Genomic DNA, 21116 nt, shown 5'->3' on the forward strand with positions numbered 1-21116 from the left:
GTCGAACTACTTCCGTTGCTCCGATCGAATATCCCCCAACACCTCGCGCCGCGAAGGGCCCTTCTCACCCTCAACACGCCTCGGCCAAAACATCACTGCAGCCACCGCAACGACAGCAAGCGGGCCCGACAGTTTCGGGTACCAGCCCTGCTCAGACGCAATCAGGAACATCACAACAACGACGCATACCAACGCGATTCGGGTAACAAGTGGTTTATTCATTACTGCACACCTTTCGGCCCAGTTTTCGGTTCAGCACCTTCGGGGTACTTCCCCGTCTGCTCGAGGGACTTCTTCACATCGGTCGCGTAGACATCCACGTATTCCTCACCGATCATCTCTGCAATGCGATGCATGCAGTAGTCCGTAAAGGGACGCACGGCCTCGCGCGAGTCAGGGTCGTAGCCATTTCAACCGCCCAAGCTCGCGGATCAATCGGCTCCGAAATCTTGATCTGCACCTTGACCGGCCTGATGAGCTTGGTGCCGATCGGGTTCGCGCGACCAGATCCAATCATGCCGACCAAAATCACAGGCACGCCGGTTGGCATAGCAATGCGCGCCATGCCAGTGCGCCCCTTGTACACACGCCCATCCGGCGAACGGGTTCCCTCGGCATAAATGCCGAAGAGCTCGCCGTCGTCGAAAATCTTCTTCACCGTTTCCAGCAAGACGTCCCCGGCGGTGTCGGAGCTTCGGTCAATGGGAACTTGGCCTACGGCGGTGAAGAAAAACCGCTGCAAACGTCCACTGAGCCCCGTGCCAGTGAAGTACTCCATTTTGGCCGGGAACTTCAGCTGTCGGCGAACCATCAACGGCAAGTAAAAGGAATCCAGCACAGCCTGATGGTTAGAAACCAACAGGGCCGGACCTTCCTCCGGGATGTTCTCCACACCGTAAATGCGCGGGCGGTTCCACACCAACAGCGGCGGCCCGAAAATAGCCTTGAACAGGGAATACCACTTGTTTGCCATTGTTTCTCCCCTTTTTATCGCAGCTGGCGGGCCAAATCAGCAACGCCAATCATACCCGCCTTCGCTCCGAGCTCAGCACAGAGGATCTCCGGCAGCGGACGGTATCCAGCGCCGACGATGTTCGACGCCATGGACGCTTTGGCAGCGTCAAGGAAAAGATCAGCGTCTTCGCTCACACCACCGCCGAGGACGATCAGCGATGGATCCAAAATGTCGGACACCATTGCCAGGCCTCGTCCCAGCCAGATGGAGAAACTCTCCAGAGCCGCCACACCCAGCCCATCGCCTGCGCGTGCTGCGGCCATAATGTCGTGCCCGCTTGCTCGCTTTTCGACGACCTCCCGGTACAAATCGGAACCTCGATACCCTCCCCTGCTGGCAATCTCGATCGCACAATCGACCAGCGAGGTGCCAGAAGCGTATCGCTCAAGACAGCCCTGCTTGCCACACGAGCACACCCGACCTCCCGGCACCACCGTGATGTGGCCAAACTCAGGCGCGGTGCCGAACGCACCACGGTAGATCTCGCCACGGTGCATCAGCGTTGCGCCGATCCCTGTGCCGACGGCGAAAAACACCCACGTCTCTGTGTCACGAGCGGCACCGAACCGATACTCACCCCAAGCTGCCGCATTCGCATCGTGCTCGAGGCGGACCGGCAGCCCCAGCGCATTCTCCAAATCTTTGCGCACCGGCTGATCATCACGCCACGGCAAATGCGGGGCAAAACGCACGATTTCACACTCCGGGTCAAGGAAGCCCGCAACGGCAGCGCCAACTGCCCCGATCTCGTGTTTGTCCTGGAGCTGCTCGACCATCTGCACGATCGTGCGGGTCAGCCCGTCAGCGTCCTGCGGGGTCCGCGTACTCACCGTGTCGAGGATCGACCCATCCGGCGCGACCACAGATGCACGAGCGTTCGTCCCGCCAATGTCAAAGCCGACTGTCAGCGCCTGGTCTCCTCGTTGTGAAGTCATAGCCGGACAGTTTATGCCCCTGACAGCGGTCAGCCCTAACCCGCCAACACGTCGCGCAGGCGCTCCCCCAGAGTGCCCCACGAAAACTCCCGTTGCACATGCTTGCGCCCGGCGGTGCCCATGGCGGTGCGGTGGTCGTCGCAAAGCAATTGCCCAATGGACCGCGCGACCTCATTCACATCGCGACCATTGACGACGACACCGCTTTCCGGCACCACCGTCTCCGGCGCACCACCGGAATCGCCAGCGACCACCGCAACCCCACACGCCTGCGCCTCGAGATACACGATCCCCAGACCTTCCACATCAAGACCACCCCACCGCGTCCGCGCGGGCATCGCAAACACATCGGCGGCAGCCACAATGTCGCGCAACCGCTCGCGCGACACCCGACCCGTGAATTCCACGCCCGGCGAAGACGCGGCGAGCTTGCGCAGCCGCTGCTCGTACGGCCCCTCCCCCACAATCACCAATCTCGCATTCGGCGCGTATCGACGAATCTCCGGCAACGCACGGATCAACACATCCTGTCCCTTGCGCGGGACCAACCGCGACGAACACACCACAAGTGGTGCATCGCCCACGCCGAGCCAGCGCCGCGTTTCATCCCGCTTGTGCGCGCTCGCTGGCGCGAAGAAATCCGTGTCCACCCCCGACGGCAGTGCAACATAGTCGACGTCATCGCCGAACACCGCCTGCAAGCGCTCTATCGTGAACCGTGAAATGTACGTCACCACATCCGCGCTACGACCAATCCGGCGCAACACCTGACGGGCCCCGGGAATCATCGCCCAGCCAACCTCGTGGCCGTGGGTAGTGGCCACCACACGTTTTGCTCCAGCGCGTTTCGCCTGGGCACCGAGAATTGCCAACGGTGCAGCCGCACCGAACCACACAGTGTCGATGCTGTGCGTTCTGATAATTCGAGCCATCTCCCGAGCAAGCCCCGGGGTAGGCAACATGATGTTGCGAGGCCAACGAATCACCGCGAAACTCTGCTCGGCGTCCCACTCGCGCGCAGCATCTGCTTCCTGGACGGAGGCGAGCACGATGATTGATTCCGGGCCTTCGCGCTTGACGAGCTCGTCGACGTAATCCCGTAAGTACGACTGAATCCCGCCGACAGTGGGCGGGAAATCATTCGTTACCAACAACGTGGTCATAATCGCGCTAGTAGCGCACAGCCCCCTGAATCGGCATGGAGTTCGCCGGCACTACCTGGATCGGAATGCCGTAGTCAGACGAGTGCACGACCATGCCGTTACCGATGTACATACCCACGTGAGTCACGCCCGGGTAGTAACCAATGATGTCACCCGGCTGCAACGCATCCAGTGACACCGGCGTGCCACCCGCAAGCTGCGCTTGGGAGGTACGCGGAATGCTAATGCCGTTCTGCCCATACGCCCACACCATCAAACCAGAGCAATCGAACGCATCCGGCCCAGCGGAGCCCCAGCCATATGGCTTACCCACTTGCGCCAACGCCGCACCAACGATTCCGGAGTCCACGCCCGGAATCGACGCGCCGCTGATCGGGTTGTCCTTATTGATCCAGCGCAGGCGATCGGCCTCGCTCAAGTTGTCTACGCGGTGTTCGATGTCACGAACCTTGTCATCCAACTCTTCACGTTCACGCTCCAGCTTCTTACGCTGAATCTCCAGCTCATTGCGCGCATGGCGTGCCTCTGCCACCGCAATATTGGCCGAGTTGGACTTCTCTGCCGCCATCCGGTTGGCATCCTCCAAGTCGATCAACGCACGCTGAGACTTGCGAGTGAGCGCCGCCAAATAAGCGGAACGGTCGATCGCCTCTTGCGGGTTGCCCGAATCCAGGGTGGTCAGGATCGCTTCAGATTTCGGGATACGGTAACGGGACTGCGCAATGTCACCGACATTCCTGCGATGCTCGTTACTTACCTCCTGAATAGCGGCAAGTTCCTGTTTCGCCTCTGCAGCGCGGCCATTGGCTTCCTCAACCTTGCGCTCTGAATCGGCGATTTTCTCTTCGAGTCCCTTAATTTCTTCCGACTTCGCAGTGGCGTCGTGGGAGATCTGCTCCATCTCATCGATGAGAGCATCGACATCATCGGCCTTCACAGGGGCCGCGACGCCGCCGGCGAGAATGGCGCCGACGAGCGCGGACACCGCAGTCTTCTGAGCAGAAGGACGACGAGACTGAAAAGAGTGCTTACCCACGACCAAAACCTTTTCGCAATACTTGTGAGAACACAAAAACTATAGCGACATCGGCCCCACCGTCCAAGCAAAAAACATGGCCACACAGCATATTGTGAATCAAGAGCACTGGTGTGACGCACGAGGTGTCAAGGTCCCCAAAACGCACGAAAGCCCCAACTCCAAACACAGAGTCGGGGCTTGAAAACGTGCCGTTAGAAGCGAACCACAGAGTGGATCGGCATGAGGTGCAGATCGCGGTAGCCCACCGGGATACCGGAGTTCAGCGCATCGATGATCTGGCCGTTGCCAACGTAGATGCCAACGTGGGATGCACCACCGTAGTAAACAACGATGTCACCCGGCTGGATGTTGCTCAGCGCAACCTGCTGGCCAGCAGCAGCCTGAGCCTGGGAGGTACGCGGGATGGACTTGCCAGCCTGAGCGTAAACCCAGGAGGTGAAACCGGAGCAGTCGAATGCGTTCGGGCCAGCTGCACCGTAAACGTACGGGGAACCAACCTTGGACTGCGCGATGGACACGACGCGCTCAGCGAAGGACGGCTGCGGGGCCGGAGCCGGCTGCGGCGCAGCGGCCGGTGCCGAGTAGTTGGTTGCGGCCTGTGCCGGCAGAACCTGCTTCTCGACGTTCGCGATGAAGGCGCTGAAGCCCGGAACGTTGTTCACGCCCGGCAGAGCCTTCACGCGAGCGATAGCAGCCTGAGCGTCGCCCGTAGCGGCTGCGCCCTTCAGCGACGGGATCCAGGCGTCAATGCCCGGGATTGCCGCTACGTCTGGAATGGTCTCAATACCCGGGACCTGTACTGCGATCGGCGAGTTGGGGACGCGGACCTCTGCTGCGGAGGCGGCGGCCGGCGCGATGAGCGCAGCGCCTGCTGCGAGAGCGGTGGTGGCCGCTGCTGCGCGGGCTGCGGTGTTGGTCTGGCGACGGTGCTTTGCCACTTTAGATTTTCTCCATATCTTCTCTTCGCCAACCGGGTTAGCTGTCGGGCGGGGTGTTGAGAAATGACCCTCGGTCCGAACGACCTACGCCCCACGGGAGCAGGTGCTCCACTCTGGTTCCCCGGTCCCCTTCGGCTTCGATCGGCTTTTCCGATCTCCACTTCAGAGTTACGGCTCATATGTTGTTTTCGATCCATGCTTCCAACGGCTGTTGTCGCAATGTCTCGAACAGGTTACGAAACGGCAACAAGAGTGTCCAGCCAACACGCCGTTACAGTTCCGTTATCAAAAGATTTGATGCGAAACAGCGTCGAAGTCTGCGTTTCTAAATGAAAACTAAGAACGGTCCAGCAACCTCAAAACACGGCCATACGCTGCGCATTTATCCGCCAAACCAAGAAGCAAGTTGATATCCGCAAAGTTAAAGACAACCCAGTTAAAACGGATTGTGTGATCTTACTCACACTTGCTTGTTAACCTCATTGTTACAAAGAAAATCGCCCCGCACCACAGTGTGGTGCGGGGCGATTCACGCAACTACTTACATCCTAGCGAGGCGATACGTCGCGGTCGTCGCGATCCTTGTTGGCCTCGAGAGCACGCAGCGTCTCGACAGCCTCCTCGTGCTTCTGCTTCTCTGCATCGCGTACACGCTCAGACACGCCGATCTCGGCGGGCGAGAACTTACCGATGGTCTCAGAGTCAGCGAAACCAAGCTGGTTCATCTGCTTCGGCACACGAGCACCTGCGTACTCGAGCGGAACCGGGTGACCATTCTCGTCCACTGGGCCAAGCGGCTGGTGGATCTCAATGAAGGCACCGTTCGGCAAACGCTTGATGATGCCGGTCTCGATACCGTGCTCCAGCACAGCGCGGTCGGAGCGCTGCAGGCCGATGCACAGACGGTAGGTGATGAAGAATGCCAGCGGCGGCAGAACAATGATGCCGATACGTCCCACCCAGGTCATCGCGTTCAGCGAGATCTGGAAGAAGTGAGCAACGTGGTCGTTACCACCGGAGATGGTCATCAGCAGGAAGAAGGTCAGACCCATCACGCCGATGCCGGTACGTACCGGAACGTCACGCGGACGCTGCAGCAAGTTGTGGTGTGCGTCGTCGCCGGTGACCTTCTTCTCGATAAAGGGGTAGGCGATGAGCAGCGCAACCATCAGACCACAGAGCAGTGCGACCCAGAATGCACCCGGGATGGTGTAGCTACCGATGTAGAGCTCCCAAGCCGGCATGACACGGGCGGCACCATCAGTCCACAGCATGTAGACGTCAGGCTGCGAACCAGCAGACACCTGCGACGGGTTGTACGGGCCGATGTTCCAAATACCGTTGATGGTGGTCAGACCAGCCATTGCAGCCAGCACTGCGAACACGATCATCATGTAGCCGATTGCGTGCGTTGCAAACACCGGCATGATGCGGACACCAACAACGTTGTTCTCGGTGCGACCCGGTCCCGGGAACTGGGTGTGCTTCTGGAACCACACGAGCAGCAGGTGAGCTGCGATCAGCGCCAGGATGATGCCCGGCAGGATCAGCACGTGCAGGATGTAGAAGCGGTCCAGCATCAGATCGGACGGGAAGTCGCCGCCGAAGATAGCCCAGTGCATCCAGGTGCCGATGATCGGCAGGCCCAGGATGATCGCGGACATAATGCGCAGACCAACACCGGAGAGCAGATCGTCCGGCAGGGAGTAGCCCATGAAGCCCTCAATCATGCCGAGGAGGACAAGGGTTACACCGATGAGCCAGTTTGCCTCACGCGGGCGACGGAACGCACCGGTGAAAAAGACACGCATCATGTGGGCGAACATGGCCATCATGAACATCAGTGCAGCCCAGTGGTGCATCTGACGAACAAACAGGCCACCGCGGACGTCAAAGGAAATGTCAAGCGCGGTTGCGTATGCACGGGACATTTCGACGCCGTTGAGCGGCAGGTATGCACCGTCGTAGATCACCTTGGTGATCGACGGGTCGAAGAACAAGGCCAGGTAGATACCGGTCAGCAGCAGGATGATGAAGCTGTAGAGCGCCATCTCGCCGAGCATGAAGGACCAGTGCGTCGGGAAGACCTTGTTGAGCTGCGGGCGCAGGACGCCCGCAACGGTAAAGCGGGAATCCGCATTGTTTGCGGCTTGCTGAAGTTTCGTACTCATTAGGACTGACGCTCCCAGAATGCCGGGCCGACGGGCTCAATGAAGTTCCCGTTGGCGATGAGGTAACCGTCTTCGTCAACCGTCACAGGAAGCTGCGGCAGTGCACGAGCGGCGGGACCGAAGATCGGCTTACCGTGCTGCAACGCATCGAACTGCGACTGGTGGCACGGGCACAGGATGCGGTTGGTCTGAGCCTCGTACAGCGAGGTCGGGCAACCAATGTGCGTGCAAATCTTGGAGTAGGCGTAGTAATCGCCGTAGTGGAAGTCTTCCTGACCCTCACGTTCGATGACGCGCTTCGCGTCCTCAGAACGCAGACGGATCAGCATGACAGCGTTGCGCGGACCGTGGATGGAGTGCATGTGGTTCTCATACACATCGCGCTTCGGGTCGTATTCCTTGCCGTCATTGACGTCCTCTGGGTAGAGCGGGAACACGGTCTCCATCGCAGCGGCGGCAAGGTCCTCCGGACGCATACGCACCAGGCGAGACACGCCGGCGGTGGTGTAGTGCGAGCCGACCTCACCCTTGTGAAGTTCTGCAATCGCACCGGTGTCGCGGCCGAGGTAAACCTTCACGCCTTGATCCTGGACGGTCCAGCCGTGGGTCCACAGGGTGCCGTCGCCGAAGTAGTTCAGCTCGTGGCGGACCTTCCACGGGTTCTTGATCATGCCGCCAAGCGGAGCGATGACCATCAGACCGGCGAGGACACCAGCGGTGCCGAGCAGGCCCTTGAGCGCCTTGCGACGACCAAGCGTCGAGGTCTCCCAAGCATCGTTCAGCAGTGCGGTCGTAGTGCGACGATCCAGCTCGCTGGACGGGCCGTCGTGGCGACGCTGTACAGCGATCTCTTCAGGGACGAACTTCTTCACGTACTGGATGATTGCAACACCCAGGCCGAGAAAGGCCAGGCCTGCAGTCAGACCAAGCAGTGGCGTGTAGAAGGTGTAGATCCAGAGACCTTCGTCGCCGTGGAACTTCGGCTCCCACGGCCAGAACAGGTAAACACCGAGGAAAGCAATCGCGGCGAGAACCGAGATGGCCAACCAAATCTTGATGCCACGCTCAGAGGACTTCTCGCGAGGGTCACCCTCGACCGGGAAGCGCTCCTTACGGTAAGCAACCGTTACGTCGTCAAGCTCCGTGCCGAGAGCAGCGAGCTCCGCATTGCTCATGCGGTCAAGCTCTTCCTTCGTGTAATTCTTCTTCACATCACTCATGAGCGGGATCCAATCCACATAGCACCAGCGGCGACCAGCGAGATGCCGATCATCCACATCGCAATACCTTCAGAAACCGGGCCGAGGCCACCGAGGGACCAGCCACCCGGGGACGGGGTCTCCTTGGTCGACTTAATGAAGGCAATGATGTCCTTCTTCTCATCAGCGCTGAGCTGACGGTCAGAGAACTTCGGCATGTTCTGCGGACCAGTGAGCATCGCCTGGTAGATCTCCTGCTCGTTCGCAGGGTCGAGCACCGGGGCGTACTTACCAGAAGACAATGCGCCACCACGACCGGTGAAGTTGTGGCAGGAGGCGCAGTTCAAACGGAAGAGTTCGCCGCCACGTGCGACGTCTGCTTCCTGAACCTTGCCGTCGTAGTTCTTGCCGCGCAGCTCTTCCTTAGCCAGGGTGCCGTCCGGGTTGTACACGAGCTCCGGGCCACCACCGTTGGCTGCGACATATGCAGCCAAGGCGAGAGCCTGGTTCTCCGTGTAGCGCGGCTTCTTACGCTCAGCCTGCGCGTCGTTCGACATCATCGGCATACGGCCAGAGTTGACCTGGAAGTACACGGCGCCTTCGCCGGTACCGATCAGAGACGGACCACGGTCGGCAACGCCCTGCAGGTTCGCACCGTGGCAGGTGATGCAAGCGACGTCGTAGATTTCCTTACCCTCCTGGATAAGGGCCTGGTCGTCACGCTGGGCGGTGGCCACCTGTGCATTAGGGGCCAACGCCGATGCGAGAAGACCCGCGCCGGACAAGCCCAGCGTCAACGCAGCAGCACCTGCGAAGGTGCGCTGCGCCTTGCGTGCGCGACGCTTCTTGTTGGGTGAGTTTTCCATTTTGTTCCTTATTAACGAGTTTTCAGAACACGTCTGCAGCCCGGGTTATACCCAGGGCACGGCTACTGGACGAGGTACAGGGTGATGAACACGCCGATCCAAATGGCGTCGACGAAGTGCCAGTAGTACGAAACCACCATGGCAGCAGTTGCCTGTGCCGGGGTGAACTTCGACTTGGCTACTCGCATCAGCACAACGATGAACGCGATGATGCCTGCAGTCACGTGCGCCATGTGGAAACCGGTGATGATGTAGAACACCGATCCATAAACGCTGGACTGCGGGGTCACGCCGTGCATGACCATCTCGGTCCATTCGAATGCCACCAGACCGAGGAAGATGACGCCAAGCACAACGGTTACGGTGAACCACTTGCGCAAGCCGTATACGTCACCTCGTTCTGCAGCGAACACGCCGAACTGAGAGGTGAAAGAGGAACCAATCAGCACGACGGTAATGATTCCGCCGAAAAGGACGTTGAGGTGGTCCGTCTGGTTGCTCCAGTCACCTGCGGCGAGGCCGTTTGCACGCGATGTGAAGTACATCGCGAACAAGCCGGCAAAGAACATGAGCTCTTGGGCGAGGAACGCGATCGTGCCAACGCTGACCATGTTCGGCCGGTTCAGCGCCGGAAGACGATTCTGCGGAGTCGCCATATTTGGGTTAGTAGTTGCGGTCGTCACGCATGCGATTATCCCCTATTTCTTCCTGATATTCATCTCATTCACCCCCACGATTTCCCTGTGAGACAGGGCCCAACCAGCAGCATTTAAAAACATTTTGGTTGCAAAAATAATTTTTAGAATTTCGGGAACTTTTTATAGCGCCTATCCGACGCACATCAACGCAGGTCATTGCCCCGCCACCCAAAGTCGCCGGCTCCCCCACAAGATAGTTCCTCCAATTACTCGAGCAAATAGGAGTCGCGCTGGGGTTCCAGAAAGTTCCCAAGTGTGCCCGACATCACATTGTGGCACACCCCCGCTTCGTGCCTAAACTTTCGATTGATTGATATCTCTTTAACAACAAAAGTGCCCCTTCCGATAACTCGGAAGGGGCACTATCGTGGGCCGGGAAGGCCGCGACCCACTCTTTCTGCGTTAGTGCTTCTCGCGCGGAATGCCGTACTGCAGGTTCAGCTGGGCGGTAGCCCAGATCAGCATGACCGCACCAAAGGCGATCAGCCAGAACTGCCAGAAGGCAATGCCGAGGCCGAGGAACAGAATCGATGCAGACATCGTAAACGGCCAGATCGAGCCCGGCGAGAAGAAGCCCAGCACGCCAGCGCCGTCTTCAATCTCTGCCTCTTCCCAGTCTTCCGGGAGGACGTCAGAGCGGGACTCCGCAATGTGGAGGTAACCGCCGAGCATGAAGCAGAGTGCGGTAGCAAGCACGAGGCCCACTGCGCCGATCCACTCAACACCGAAGAGGTATGCATCTTCGCCGATCCACGCCGTTGCGAGGATGTAGAACACTGCCATCAGGGCAAGAAATGTGCCAATGGCGTAGAAAACTTTTGAACCGGTTCCCATGGCTACGTTCTCTCTTTCTTAAACGGTCGCGTTCGGATCGACAGTGTTGACGCCGTCACGAGAACCCTCGCGCTCGGACACAAACGGACGGGTGCTGGTTGCGTACGGTGCTTCACCGATGGAGCGCAGTGCCTCGGAGTTCGGTGCCTCCGGGTTCTGGCGACGGAATTCGATGTACTGCTGGAACTTCTCGGGCGTGACTGCACGGATCTCGAAGTTCATCATTGCGTGGTAGGTACCGCACATCTCAGCACAGCGGCCGACGAATGCACCTTCCTTGTCGATGCGCTCAATCTGGAACTCACGCTGCTGCTGGTTCGACTCCGGGTGCGCGTAGACGTCGCGCTTGAAGAGGAACTCCGGAACCCAGAATGCGTGGTTCACGTCACCGGACGCGAGACGGAATGCAATCGGGGTGTCGGTCGGCAGAACCAGGACCGGAACTTCCTCGGTGGAGCCAACGGTCTCGATCTCGTTGAAGTTGAGGTAGGACAGGTCGCCCATCGAGGTGCCGTGGATCGGGTTCGCGTTGTGCATGTCCTCGTCGTCGTACTTCGTTGCCTCTGCAAGAGCCTGGCGCTCAGCGTCAAGACCGTCGTAGTCGCGACCGTCTGCAGTCAGATCGCCTGCGACCTCTGCGTAGCCGAACTTCCAGTTCCACTGGTAGCCGGTGACGTCAACGGTAACCTTCGGATCCTTATCCAGGGCGGTCGTGCGGGTCTGTGCCTGAACCGTGAAGAAGAACAGGACCATAACGATGACGATCGGGAGGATCGTCAGACCGAGCTCGAGCGGCACGTTGTACTGCAGCTGCTTCGGGAACTCGCCGGCACCCTGCTTTTCGCGGGCCTTGTGGTTCCACCGAACGATGGACCAGAGGAAAAGACCCCACATAATGATGCCGATTGTCCAGGCTGCTACCCAGACCCAAACCCAGAAGTTGTACATCTGGGTACCTTCAGGGGTGACCGGGTCCGGCCAGCCCATGTCGAGGATGCGCGCGACTGACTCCGGCGGAGCTACATCACAGCCCGTCAGCGCAAAGCTTCCGAGGAGCAGCGAACCGGCGACGGCAGCCTTCTTGGCGAATCCGCGCTTAACTTCCTTTTCCACGTGTGTTTGCCTTCCTGTCCACACTAGAACCATCGAATGCACATGCCGATGGCAGAACATTCCTACGGAGCCAGAATAGTTCAAACAGATCGTCGCTACGGAATCTCTGCGAGCCTCATGCTTTTCGACGACCACCCCTCCGGACAAAACCACCTCTCCCCCGCAAATTAACCCGCAGTGCTGGGCATTAAGTTCATAAGCAAGGCGTTGCGAAGATCAGTCGAAATCTTCGCTTTGACCCCTCAACCATTAGTTGGCCCCCTTATGGGGCACCGCAAAAGGTGGACACTCCGCGACGCGTTCGGTTCACGAGTTCGCCGTTGAAAACCCTATTGTGGAATGCGTCATGACGGTGCCGCACGGTTCGAGGCGGCGCACCTTATATATAGGAGAGGTTTCACAACGATGTGCGGTCTTGTTGCACTGTTGACTGCCCGCGGCGATGCCCCAGTGTTTACCGACGCGGTCGGTCGCTCGCTTTCCTGCATGTATCACCGCGGCCCTGACGCTGCGGGAACATGGAACGACGATGACGCTGTTTTCGGCTTTAACCGCCTGGCGATCATCGACATCGAGCACTCCCACCAGCCACTGCGCTGGGGGCCGGCAGAAAACCCCGAACGTTACGCCCTGACGTTTAACGGCGAGATTTACAACTACGTGGAGTTGCGCGAGGAACTCACCAAGGCCGGATACACCTTCAACACCGCAGGTGATGGCGAACCGATCGTGGTCGGTTTCCACCACTGGGGCGCCAACGTGGTTGAGCATCTGCGCGGCATGTTCGCCTTCGCTATTTGGGACACCGAGACCAAGACGATGTTCGCAGCGCGCGACCAGTTTGGCATCAAGCCACTGTTCTATGCGACGACCGACAAGGGCACCGTTTTCGCCTCCGAAAAGAAGTCCATCCTGGAGATGGCAGACGAGTTGGGTCTAGGCCTCGACCTTGATCGCCGTGCAATCGAGCACTACGTGGATCTGCAATACGTCCCGGAGCCGGAGAGCCTGCACCGCGAGATCCGTCGCGTGGAGTCGGGCTGCACCGTGACTATCAAGCCTGGTGGCGAGGTCCACTCGGACCGCTACTTCAAGCCACACTTCAATTCCCAGCCTGTGCCAAAGGGCAAGGAGCAGGACCTGTACGACAGGATTGCCCGGGCGTTGGAGGATTCCGTCGAAAAACATATGCGCGCTGACGTGACGGTTGGTTCCTTCTTGTCTGGCGGAATCGACTCCACGGCGATCGCGGCGCTGGCGAAGCGTCACAATCCGAACCTGTTGACCTTCACCACTGGTTTTGAGCGGGAGGGCTATTCCGAGGTGGACGTCGCTGCAGAGTCTGCTGCGGCGATTGGTGTGGAGCACATCGTGAAGATTGTCTCCCCGGAGGAGTACGCCGACGCGATTCCGAAGATCATGTGGTACCTCGACGATCCGGTGGCTGACCCTTCACTGGTGCCGCTGTTTTTCGTGGCACAGGAAGCCCGAAAGCACGTCAAGGTTGTGCTGTCCGGTGAGGGCGCGGATGAGCTGTTCGGTGGTTACACCATCTATAAGGAACCGCTGTCGCTGGCACCGTTTGAGAAACTGCCGAGCGCACTGAACAAGGGCCTCAACCGCCTCAGCCGCGTGTTGCCTGAGGGCATGAAGGGCAAGAGCCTGCTTGAGCGCGGCACTACCCCGATGGAGGACCGTTACTACGGCAATGCGCGCTCGTTTAACTTTGAGCAGCTCCAGCGCGTCCTACCGTGGGCGAAGCGCGAGTGGGACCACCGCGAGGTCACCGCACCGATTTATGCAACGTCGACCGAGATGGATCCGGTGGCACGTATGCAGAACCTGGACCTGTTCACCTGGATGCGCGGCGACATTCTGGTCAAGGCCGACAAGATGAACATGGCGAACTCCCTGGAGCTGCGCGTTCCGTTCCTGGACAAGGAAGTTTTCGAGGTCGCGCAGACGATCCCGTACGACCAGAAGATTGCCAACGGCACCACGAAGTACGCGTTGCGTAAGGCGATGGAGCAGATCGTTCCGCCACACGTGCTGCACCGCAAGAAGTTGGGCTTCCCGGTGCCGATGCGTCACTGGCTGGCGGGCGACGAGCTCTTTGGTTGGGCGCAGGACACGATTCGCGAGTCGCAAACCGACGACATCTTTGCCAAGGACCAGGTCCTGGAGATGCTCAAGGAGCACCACGATGGTGTGTCCGACCACTCGCGTCGTCTCTGGACGGTGCTGGCGTTCATGGTTTGGCACGGCATTTTCGTGGAAAACCGCATCGACCCCCAGATCGAGCACAAGGATTACCCGGTCGAGCTGTAGGTAGTGCCAGCACTACCCCAGTTGGGCAGCCGTCTGTATTGTCGGGCTGCCCGTTCGCCGGTTGAATGTGGTGTATGTCAACTACAAAGAAAGTACTCACCACCATCGCCGCGGTGTTCGGCGTCCTGTTGATCGCCGCCGGCGCCGTCGCTTATGTGTACGGGCCGACCATGACTGCCATGTTCACCGGCACCGCCAAGTTCATGGGTACCGATACGCCGAAGCGCTACGCCGCGACGGTGCTCGACCTGGCAGAACAGGGCATTTACGCGGACTCCCCCGAGTTTGCCGAGGCTAGTGACAAGGCACGCGAGGCCGCGAAACAGGCGGATTCGCTCGACGAGATCCGTCCGGCGCTCAACGACGCGGTCCAGGCTGCTGGCGGCAAGCACTCGAAACTTATCGACCCGAACGTCGAGCAGGAATACGCCGAGATGGAATCCACACGTGCGGCCGTCGAACGCAACGGGAACGTAGCGTGGGCAACGGTGCCGGGCGTCAGCCGCCACGACGATATCCAGTCCTACGCCGACACGCTCACATCCGGCCTAGTGCAAGCGCGCGACAACGGCGCCTGTGGCGTGGTTGTGGATCTGCGCGGCAACGACGGCGGCGACATGGGCCCGATGGTCGCCGGCCTGTCCCCTGTGCTGCCCGACGGCACGGTGCTCGAGTTCGTCTCGGCAGGCGGTTCGTCGCCGGTGACGGTAAGCGGCAACGCTGTCAGCGGTGGCGGCAGCCCCGTAGAAACCTCCGGCGGCAAATGGGACGGCGTGCCAGTCGCAGTGCTTGTCGACGACCTCACCGCCTCGTCCGGCGAAGCCACCATGCTGGCCTTCCGCGGCCTGGATCAGTCGCGTAGTTTCGGCACCCCCACCGCCGGATACGCCTCGGCGAACACCGTCTACGACTTCCCGGACGGCAGCAGCCTAATGCTGACCATCGCGAAGGATAAGGCCCGCACCGGCGAAACGTTTGCGGAAGACCCGATCGAACCCGATGTTCAAGGTGGCCAGGAGCAGGCGCTGCAGTGGCTCCGGGACGAACACAACTGCTCGTAGCCGCACTGCAGCACAGAAAAATCCCCGTACTGGCGTGATGGCCGGTACGGAGATTCGTCGATAAGCAGTGGCTTAGTTGAAGCTATCGCCACAAGCGCAAGCGGAACCTGCGTTCGGGTTATCGATGGTGAAGCCCTGCTGCTCGATGGTGTCCGCGAAATCGATCGTCGCACCCGTGAGGTACGGCACGCTCATCTTGTCCACGACAAGACGCACGCCACCAACCTCATCGGCCTTGTCGCCGTCCAGGTCGCGGTCGTCGAAGTAGAGCTGGTAGCGCAGACCAGCGCAGCCACCAGGCTGAACAGCGATGCGCAGGGACAGGTCGTTGCGGCCCTCCTGATCAAGCAGGGCCTTCGCCTTCGCCGCCGCTGCCTCGGTGAGGTTCACGCCAGTTGCGGAAGTAGGTGCAGTCATTGGGTACTCCTTCGTGCTACGCGTTCGAGTGGCGCCCATGCTACGCGCGCCCCTTCATAGCCGGTGTAACGGTTCTCCCCCGCAGTCTATTCCCACTGGTTACAGGAATGTCGCGGTGGCCTTGTAGCCTAGGTGGCGTGAAACTACCCTGGCAAAAATCCGAGCAGACAGATAAGGCTGGTTCGACCAAGGCCGAACTGCCTCAGACCGACACCACGCCCGCGGCAGACACCCCAGAGGCCGCAGAGCAGAAGCTTCCGAAGGGCTACACCCCGCCGAAGGGCAAGCCGACGCCGAAGCGACTTGATCAGGAGATCAAGCGCGGTGTTGTGCGCGACCCGAATGCGGCCACCCCGGCGCAGATTCGTCAGCGTGAAAAAGAGCTGAAGAAGTCTATGACCAAAGAGGAGTGGAAGGCGCACAAGAAGCAGGTGCGCGAGGAGAATCGGGCCCGCAACCGCGAGATGCAGGCCAAGATCGACTCGGGCGACGAGCGCTACCTCATGGAGCGCGACAAGGGCGAGGAGCGTCGCTTCATCCGTGACTGGGTGGACTCGCAGCGCTTCTTCAACAACTACGTCATGCCGATGGCGCTGGTGCTGCTAATCGTGATGTTGATCGGCACGTGGCTGCCTCGCGTCGCGGCGGCATTGTCTTTGGTGAGCCTGTTGTTTATCGTCACCATCTTCATCGAGGGCATCATCATCGGCATCCGCGCCAACCGTGCGGTCCGTGCAAAGTTCCCAGAGGCGAACACTGGTTTCAGCCTGGGTATGTACGCGTTCTCCCGCGCTACTCAGCCGCGTAACTGGCGCTCCCCCAAGCCACGGGTGGCGTTGGGCGCGAAGGTATAGCCCATGCAGTTTCCCCCGGTTGAGCCGCCGAAACGCGCGCATGCCCGTGCGGTGGCGGATGCGTTGGCAGGTGGCACGAGTGGCGTTGCCCTTGGAAGGCTGGGGGCGATCGGTGCGTGGGTTGCCTCCGTACAAGGCCGTGACGTGCCCACACCGTTTCTGCGCCCGCGTGCCGTGATCGTCGCTGGCAATCACGGCATTGCTACGCGAGGTTTGTCGGCGTGGACATCGGATGCCGGCGCCGCTCAGGTTGAGCAGCTGCGCGCCGGTGTCGGCCCTGCCTCCACGACGGCGCGGGTTGCGGGAGCGAGCATCAGGCTTATCGACGACTACCTGGACACCCCCACCGGCGCCATCGACGTGGAACCCGCCGTGTCGCAAGAGGTGTGGGATGCGGCGTTGGCTGCGGGTGCAGAGATCGCCGATAGTGAAATCGACGGCGGTGCTGACCTGCTGATCCCCGGAGACATCGGCGTTGGCAACACCACCGTCGCCGCGGCGGTGTACGGCACGTTTACGCGCACTGAGCCCGCAAAGGCGATCGGGCGTGGCTCCGGCATCAACGATGAGGTCTGGAAGATCAAGGTCGCCGCTATTCGCGACGCGATGTTCCGCGTGCGCGGGTTCCGCGACGACACCGAACGTGTCTGCGCGGAACTCACCGGCCCGGACTTCGCCTGCCTGGTCGGCTTCATCGCCCAGGCCGCCGCGCGCCGCACGCCGTTGCTTATCGACGGCGTCTACCCCGCCGTCGCCGCCTACGTCGCCGAACGCCTCGCACCCGACACCAAAGACTGGCTCATGGCAGCGCAGGAGGCGAACGAGCCGGCGCAGGCTGGCTGCTTCGAAGCGCTCGGGCTTCGACCGTTGCAACACCTGGATATGAAAACGGGCCAGGGCGCTGGGCCCTGGCCGCGTTGCCGCAGTTAAACCTGGCGGCGGAGATGGTTGGCGAGGTGCTCGCCGGGGGATCGTCGATAAGCGACTAGCCCTCGACGAGCGTGAGGTTCCAACCGTGGGTGTCCTCGACCTCGCCGGTCTGGATGCCGCGCAGACGCTCGCGCATTGCCAGGGTGATCTCGCCGGCCTCGTTGTTATTCACCGTGAACTCGCCCTCGTTGCTGAGCACGCGGCCAACCGGGGTGATCACAGCTGCGGTGCCGCACGCCATGGTCTCGGAGATGGTGCCGTCCTCGGCACCAGCACGCCACTGCTCGACGGTGATCTTGCGCTCCTCGCTGGTGTAACCCAAGTCTTCTGCGACCTGCAGCAGCGACTTACGCGTAATGCCCGGCAGGAGCGAACCGGACAGGGACGGGGTGATGATCTTCGCGTCCTTGCCGGAGCCCTCGACGAACATGAGGTTCATGCCACCCATTTCCTCGATGTACTTGCGCTCGATCGCGTCCAGCCACACAACCTGGTCGCAGCCCTTGTCCGCAGCCTGCTGCTGCGCAAGCAGGGACGCCGCGTAGTTGCCGGCGAACTTCGCATCGCCGGTGCCACCAGGTGCTGCACGGACGTAGTCCTCGGAGATCCACACGCTGACCGGCTTGACGCCACCCTTGAAGTAGGCGCCTGCCGGGGAGGCGATGATGTAGAAGGAGTACGACGAGGACGGCTTCACACCCAGGGTCTTCTCCGTGCCGATCATGAATGGACGCAGGTACAGCGACGCCTCGCCGCCAGCTTCAGGTACCCACTTCTGGTCGATGGTGACCAACTGGCGCACGGCCTCCAAGAAGTCCTCATCCGGCAGTTCCGGCATTGCCATACGACGCGCGGAGCTGCGCATACGCTCAGCGTTTTGCTCCGGACGGAACGCGGTGATGCGCCCATCGGTGTGGCGGTACGCCTTCAGGCCCTCGAAGATCGCCTGGCCGTAGTGGAAGACGTTGGCGGCCGGGTCGAGCGCGATCGGTTCGTACGCGCGCACCTGGGCGTTGTGCCAGCCTTTGTCTTCGGTCCAGTCGATGGAAACCATGTGGTCGGTGAACTCCTGGCCGAACGCCGGGTTAGCGAGGATCTTTTCACGCTCAGCATCGGTTGCGGGGTGGTCTGACGGGGTAACTGCGAATTCGAGGTTAGACATGTGGCCCACGTTACTCCGTGGCTATGTACCCTCGGGAGGCAATCCTGTTCAATTGTCAGAAAGGTGTTGTTTATGTCGTTCGATGTCACACTTCCTGCCCGCGGTACGACGGTGCGCGCGGTTGCCGGTTCTGCCGCCCCTGAGGGCGCTGTGCTGCTGGTTCCGGTCGCACAGGGCGAAGACGGAGTCGAACTTCCTGTCACCCAACTTGCCCCGAAGGGCCTGCTTGAAGCCCTCGTTGCGGTCGGCGCGAAGGGTACGGCTAACGAGGTCACCCGCGTTGTCGTCGACGGCACGCTGGTCATCGCGTACGGCCTCGGCGACGCGAACGACATTGACGACGAAGCCGTGCGCCGCGCCGTCGGCGCCGCCACCCGCACCCTCAATGGGGTGGAAAAGGCAGCTATCTCCGCCGAGTTCGGCGTCCAGCCGGTCGTCGAGGGCCTCCTGCTCGGCGGCTACGTTTACAACGGTCTGAAGTCCACCGCCAACACGCTTGACGACGACAACACCGACGCCGAACTCCCCCAGACCACCGAAGTCACCGTGGTCGGCGCAGACGAGAAGGCGTTCGAGCAGGCCGTCATCGTCGCCGAGTCGGTCAACCTGGCCCGCGACCTGGTCAACACCCCGTCAAACTTCCTCTACCCCGAGTCCTACGCCGCTGTCATGGGCGAGGTTGCTTCGGCGGCCGGCCTGGACATCGAGGTGCTCGACGACAAGGCGCTTGAAGATCAAGGCTTCGGCGGCATCCTCTCCGTCGGTCGCGGCTCCGCACGTACCCCGCGCCTGGTCCACCTGACGTGGGCGCCGTCCGGGGCGACGAAGAAGGTCGCGCTTGTGGGCAAGGGCATCACCTTCGACACTGGTGGCATCTCGCTGAAGCCGGGCTCCGGCATGGAGGACATGATCTCCGACATGGGCGGCTCCGCAGCACAGCTCGGCGTCATCGCCGCTGCCGCCCGCCTTGAGCTGCCAGTGCGTATCGACGCCTGGCTGCCCCTGGCCGAGAACATGCCATCCGGCACCGCCACCCGCCCGGGCGACGTGATCACCCACTACGGCGGCATCACCAGCGAGGTCATCAACACCGACGCCGAAGGCCGCCTCGTCCTTGCCGACGCCATCGCCCGCGCCTGCGAGGACAACCCCGATTACCTCATCGAAACCGCAACCCTCACCGGCGCACAGCTGGTCGCCCTGGGCAACCGCACCTCCGGCGTGATGGGGTCCGACGACCTGCGCGACCTCATCGCCGAGACAGGCCGTGCCGTCGGTGAGCAGGCTTGGGCTATGCCGCTTCTTGAGGAGCAGGAAGACGAGCTGAAGTCCCCCATCGCTGACATCCGCAACACCCACAACGCCCGCACCGGCGGCATGCTCTTCGCCGGCCTCTACCTCTCCCGCTTCGTGCCGGAGAACGTCGAGTGGGCTCACATCGACATCGCCGGTCCGGCCTGGAACGGCGGCGGCGCCTGGGGCTACACCCCGAAGCGCGCAACCGGCGCCCCGGTCCGCACAATCCTCGAGGCGCTCAACCGCCTGGCTGCGAAGTAGGCGTTTGAGGCAATACGGCCACTATGCCGCTGCATAGTCCCCCGCTCTCGAGCCGACAGGACTATGCCGCTGCATAGTTCTGCTAGGCCTCCCCACCTAAACGGCACACCGTACACGGTACATTTCGCTATTTTTCGGTGAAATGTACCGTCTTTGATGTGCCGTTTAGCCGTATGGGCCGGGCGGGGGGCACCAGCCGTCTAGCTGTACGGGTTTTCGCCGCGCTCGAACCGGGCGCGGCGTTCTTTTTGTTCCTCGCGCTTACGCAGGATGCGTTCCTGTTCCATTTTCTTTCGCATGCGGTCGGGGTAACCGGTCTCTTCGACGTCGTAAAGCAGAATCCCCAGCATTTTGGAGACGGCGTCGATGCCCTTGGGGCCGCCGATGCGGCGTCGGGTGTAGTTGCCGTGCTCGTCGACAAGAACAACGGACATCTCGTTGACCATGGTTTCTGGCTCGACAAAGCCTTCCACGAACGTGCGGCCGGCGACCCAATCGCGCAAGTATTGTGCGTCGTCGGGGCGGATTGTCTCGCCCGGTGCCCGTGGCGGTTTGAACGTCGTGGACTTCTTGCCTTTGCCGAACAGGTTGAACACGCCCCACATCATACGGGCCTGTCTAAGCAATTAGGTCACCCCTTGGGCAACGAACGTGTGTGGATGCAGGTACGCTTTGTGCCGTATAGCTTCCAACGTTTCAATGAGGAGACTTTAAACATGGCGCACTCTGTTGAGATGCCCGAGCTGGGCGAGTCAGTCACCGAAGGCACGATCACTACGTGGCTGAAGGAAGTCGGCGACACGGTTGAGGTCGACGAGCCGCTGCTCGAGGTCTCC

The 21116-nt window shown here is 60.9% G+C and carries 20 protein-coding genes, 1 pseudogene and 1 riboswitch; of the genes and pseudogenes, 6 read left to right on the forward strand and 15 right to left on the reverse strand.

Annotated features, from left to right (window positions below; all coding sequences use genetic code 11):
* Positions 1-6: 6 nt before the first annotated feature.
* From HMPREF2656_RS08610 to HMPREF2656_RS08670, 12 genes and pseudogenes are all read right to left on the reverse strand, one after another.
* Complete coding sequence (locus HMPREF2656_RS08610; RefSeq protein WP_070422177.1) at positions 7-222, reverse strand: hypothetical protein; 216 nt, start codon at positions 220-222, stop codon at positions 7-9.
* Positions 222-973 (reverse strand): annotated as a pseudogene (locus HMPREF2656_RS08615) (lysophospholipid acyltransferase family protein). Before HMPREF2656_RS08615 ends, HMPREF2656_RS08610 begins: the two are co-directional and overlap by 1 nt.
* 14 nt (positions 974-987) lie before the next feature.
* A complete protein-coding gene (locus HMPREF2656_RS08620; RefSeq protein ID WP_070422175.1) occupies positions 988-1950 on the reverse strand; it encodes an ROK family protein in 963 nt (320 codons plus the stop codon).
* Between the two features lie 35 nt (positions 1951-1985).
* Positions 1986-3113 (reverse strand): glycosyltransferase family 4 protein, encoded by a 1128-nt coding sequence (locus HMPREF2656_RS08625; protein ID WP_070816335.1) that lies wholly within the window; start codon positions 3111-3113, stop codon positions 1986-1988.
* 7 nt (positions 3114-3120) lie between these two features.
* The gene (locus HMPREF2656_RS08630; protein ID WP_083319489.1) at positions 3121-4149 is read right to left on the reverse strand and encodes a C40 family peptidase; all 1029 of its coding nucleotides are present in this window, start codon (positions 4147-4149) and stop codon (positions 3121-3123) included.
* A gap of 194 nt (positions 4150-4343) precedes the next feature.
* The gene (locus HMPREF2656_RS08635) at positions 4344-5090 is read right to left on the reverse strand and encodes a C40 family peptidase (RefSeq protein WP_070816337.1); all 747 of its coding nucleotides are present in this window, start codon (positions 5088-5090) and stop codon (positions 4344-4346) included.
* A 14-nt stretch (positions 5091-5104) separates the two neighbouring features.
* A riboswitch (cyclic di-AMP (ydaO/yuaA leader) is annotated at positions 5105-5247 on the reverse strand.
* A gap of 391 nt (positions 5248-5638) precedes the next feature.
* Positions 5639-7261 (reverse strand): cytochrome bc1 complex cytochrome b subunit, encoded by a 1623-nt coding sequence (locus HMPREF2656_RS08640; protein ID WP_070422171.1) that lies wholly within the window; start codon positions 7259-7261, stop codon positions 5639-5641.
* Positions 7261-8481 carry a cytochrome bc1 complex Rieske iron-sulfur subunit gene (locus HMPREF2656_RS08645; RefSeq protein ID WP_070422170.1) on the reverse strand — a complete coding sequence of 407 codons (1221 nt, stop codon included), beginning with the start codon at positions 8479-8481 and terminating at the stop codon, positions 7261-7263. Before HMPREF2656_RS08645 ends, HMPREF2656_RS08640 begins: the two co-directional genes overlap by 1 nt.
* Positions 8478-9326: a cytochrome bc1 complex diheme cytochrome c subunit gene (locus HMPREF2656_RS08650; protein WP_070422169.1), complete on the reverse strand. Its 849-nt coding sequence runs from the start codon at positions 9324-9326 to the stop codon at positions 8478-8480. Before HMPREF2656_RS08650 ends, HMPREF2656_RS08645 begins: the two co-directional genes overlap by 4 nt.
* A 62-nt stretch (positions 9327-9388) precedes the next feature.
* The gene (locus HMPREF2656_RS08655; RefSeq protein ID WP_180950032.1) at positions 9389-10009 is read right to left on the reverse strand and encodes an aa3-type cytochrome oxidase subunit III; all 621 of its coding nucleotides are present in this window, start codon (positions 10007-10009) and stop codon (positions 9389-9391) included.
* A gap of 417 nt (positions 10010-10426) precedes the next feature.
* Entirely contained in the window at positions 10427-10858 is a 432-nt protein-coding gene (locus HMPREF2656_RS08665; protein ID WP_070422166.1) for an aa3-type cytochrome oxidase subunit IV, read from the reverse strand.
* Positions 10859-10876: 18 nt separating this feature from the next.
* Positions 10877-11971 (reverse strand): aa3-type cytochrome oxidase subunit II, encoded by a 1095-nt coding sequence (locus HMPREF2656_RS08670; protein WP_070422165.1) that lies wholly within the window; start codon positions 11969-11971, stop codon positions 10877-10879.
* A gap of 405 nt (positions 11972-12376) precedes the next feature.
* Between HMPREF2656_RS08670 and asnB the strand changes: the two genes are divergently transcribed.
* The gene (gene asnB, locus HMPREF2656_RS08675; protein WP_070816338.1) at positions 12377-14299 is read left to right on the forward strand and encodes an asparagine synthase (glutamine-hydrolyzing); all 1923 of its coding nucleotides are present in this window, start codon (positions 12377-12379) and stop codon (positions 14297-14299) included.
* A 74-nt stretch (positions 14300-14373) separates the two neighbouring features.
* Positions 14374-15360, forward strand: a complete 987-nt coding sequence (locus HMPREF2656_RS08680) for a S41 family peptidase (RefSeq protein WP_070816339.1) — start codon at positions 14374-14376, stop codon at positions 15358-15360.
* A 72-nt stretch (positions 15361-15432) separates the two neighbouring features.
* Here HMPREF2656_RS08680 and HMPREF2656_RS08685 read toward each other — a convergent pair whose 3' ends face one another.
* Positions 15433-15777 (reverse strand): HesB/IscA family protein, encoded by a 345-nt coding sequence (locus tag HMPREF2656_RS08685; protein ID WP_070450850.1) that lies wholly within the window; start codon positions 15775-15777, stop codon positions 15433-15435.
* 137 nt (positions 15778-15914) lie between these two features.
* On the opposite strand from HMPREF2656_RS08685, the gene HMPREF2656_RS08690 reads away from it, so the two are divergent.
* The gene (locus tag HMPREF2656_RS08690; RefSeq protein WP_070450848.1) at positions 15915-16631 is read left to right on the forward strand and encodes a DUF3043 domain-containing protein; all 717 of its coding nucleotides are present in this window, start codon (positions 15915-15917) and stop codon (positions 16629-16631) included.
* 3 nt (positions 16632-16634) lie between these two features.
* Positions 16635-17561, forward strand: a complete 927-nt coding sequence (locus HMPREF2656_RS08695; protein ID WP_246825139.1) for a nicotinate-nucleotide--dimethylbenzimidazole phosphoribosyltransferase — start codon at positions 16635-16637, stop codon at positions 17559-17561.
* A gap of 55 nt (positions 17562-17616) precedes the next feature.
* Here HMPREF2656_RS08695 and HMPREF2656_RS08700 read toward each other — a convergent pair whose 3' ends face one another.
* Positions 17617-18723: a branched-chain amino acid aminotransferase gene (locus HMPREF2656_RS08700; protein WP_070422159.1), complete on the reverse strand. Its 1107-nt coding sequence runs from the start codon at positions 18721-18723 to the stop codon at positions 17617-17619.
* A gap of 72 nt (positions 18724-18795) precedes the next feature.
* Here HMPREF2656_RS08700 and HMPREF2656_RS08705 point away from each other — a divergent pair, with 72 nt between their 5' ends.
* Positions 18796-20280, forward strand: a complete 1485-nt coding sequence (locus HMPREF2656_RS08705) for a leucyl aminopeptidase (protein WP_070570121.1) — start codon at positions 18796-18798, stop codon at positions 20278-20280.
* A 200-nt stretch (positions 20281-20480) separates the two neighbouring features.
* Here the strand turns inward: HMPREF2656_RS08705 and HMPREF2656_RS08710 are convergent, their stop codons facing one another.
* Complete coding sequence (locus HMPREF2656_RS08710) at positions 20481-20876, reverse strand: oxidoreductase (RefSeq protein ID WP_070570230.1); 396 nt, start codon at positions 20874-20876, stop codon at positions 20481-20483.
* 120 nt (positions 20877-20996) lie between these two features.
* On the opposite strand from HMPREF2656_RS08710, the gene HMPREF2656_RS12550 reads away from it, so the two are divergent.
* Positions 20997-21116 (forward strand): biotin/lipoyl-containing protein (locus HMPREF2656_RS12550; protein ID WP_141741381.1); only part of this gene is annotated, 120 nt, incomplete at its 3' end.

This window comes from Corynebacterium sp. HMSC034B08 (assembly GCF_001835805.1).
Lineage (GTDB): Bacteria > Actinomycetota > Actinomycetes > Mycobacteriales > Mycobacteriaceae > Corynebacterium > Corynebacterium coyleae.

What these genes read in the sequence shown, in the direction of transcription:
- asnB (WP_070816338.1), top strand. Translation starts at nt 12,377, where the DNA reads ATGTGCGGTCTTGTTGCACTGTTGACTGCCCGCGGCGATGCCCCAGTG.
- HMPREF2656_RS08680 (WP_070816339.1), top strand. Translation starts at nt 14,374, where the DNA reads ATGTCAACTACAAAGAAAGTACTCACCACCATCGCCGCGGTGTTCGGC.
- HMPREF2656_RS08620 (WP_070422175.1), bottom strand. Translation starts at nt 1,950, where the DNA reads ATGACTTCACAACGAGGAGACCAGGCGCTGACAGTCGGCTTTGACATT.
- HMPREF2656_RS08695 (WP_246825139.1), top strand. Translation starts at nt 16,635, where the DNA reads ATGCAGTTTCCCCCGGTTGAGCCGCCGAAACGCGCGCATGCCCGTGCG.
- HMPREF2656_RS08625 (WP_070816335.1), bottom strand. Translation starts at nt 3,113, where the DNA reads ATGACCACGTTGTTGGTAACGAATGATTTCCCGCCCACTGTCGGCGGG.
- HMPREF2656_RS08665 (WP_070422166.1), bottom strand. Translation starts at nt 10,858, where the DNA reads ATGGGAACCGGTTCAAAAGTTTTCTACGCCATTGGCACATTTCTTGCC.
- HMPREF2656_RS08650 (WP_070422169.1), bottom strand. Translation starts at nt 9,326, where the DNA reads ATGGAAAACTCACCCAACAAGAAGCGTCGCGCACGCAAGGCGCAGCGC.
- HMPREF2656_RS08705 (WP_070570121.1), top strand. Translation starts at nt 18,796, where the DNA reads ATGTCGTTCGATGTCACACTTCCTGCCCGCGGTACGACGGTGCGCGCG.
- HMPREF2656_RS08610 (WP_070422177.1), bottom strand. Translation starts at nt 222, where the DNA reads ATGAATAAACCACTTGTTACCCGAATCGCGTTGGTATGCGTCGTTGTT.
- HMPREF2656_RS08645 (WP_070422170.1), bottom strand. Translation starts at nt 8,481, where the DNA reads ATGAGTGATGTGAAGAAGAATTACACGAAGGAAGAGCTTGACCGCATG.
- HMPREF2656_RS08700 (WP_070422159.1), bottom strand. Translation starts at nt 18,723, where the DNA reads ATGTCTAACCTCGAATTCGCAGTTACCCCGTCAGACCACCCCGCAACC.
- HMPREF2656_RS08685 (WP_070450850.1), bottom strand. Translation starts at nt 15,777, where the DNA reads ATGACTGCACCTACTTCCGCAACTGGCGTGAACCTCACCGAGGCAGCG.
- HMPREF2656_RS08640 (WP_070422171.1), bottom strand. Translation starts at nt 7,261, where the DNA reads ATGAGTACGAAACTTCAGCAAGCCGCAAACAATGCGGATTCCCGCTTT.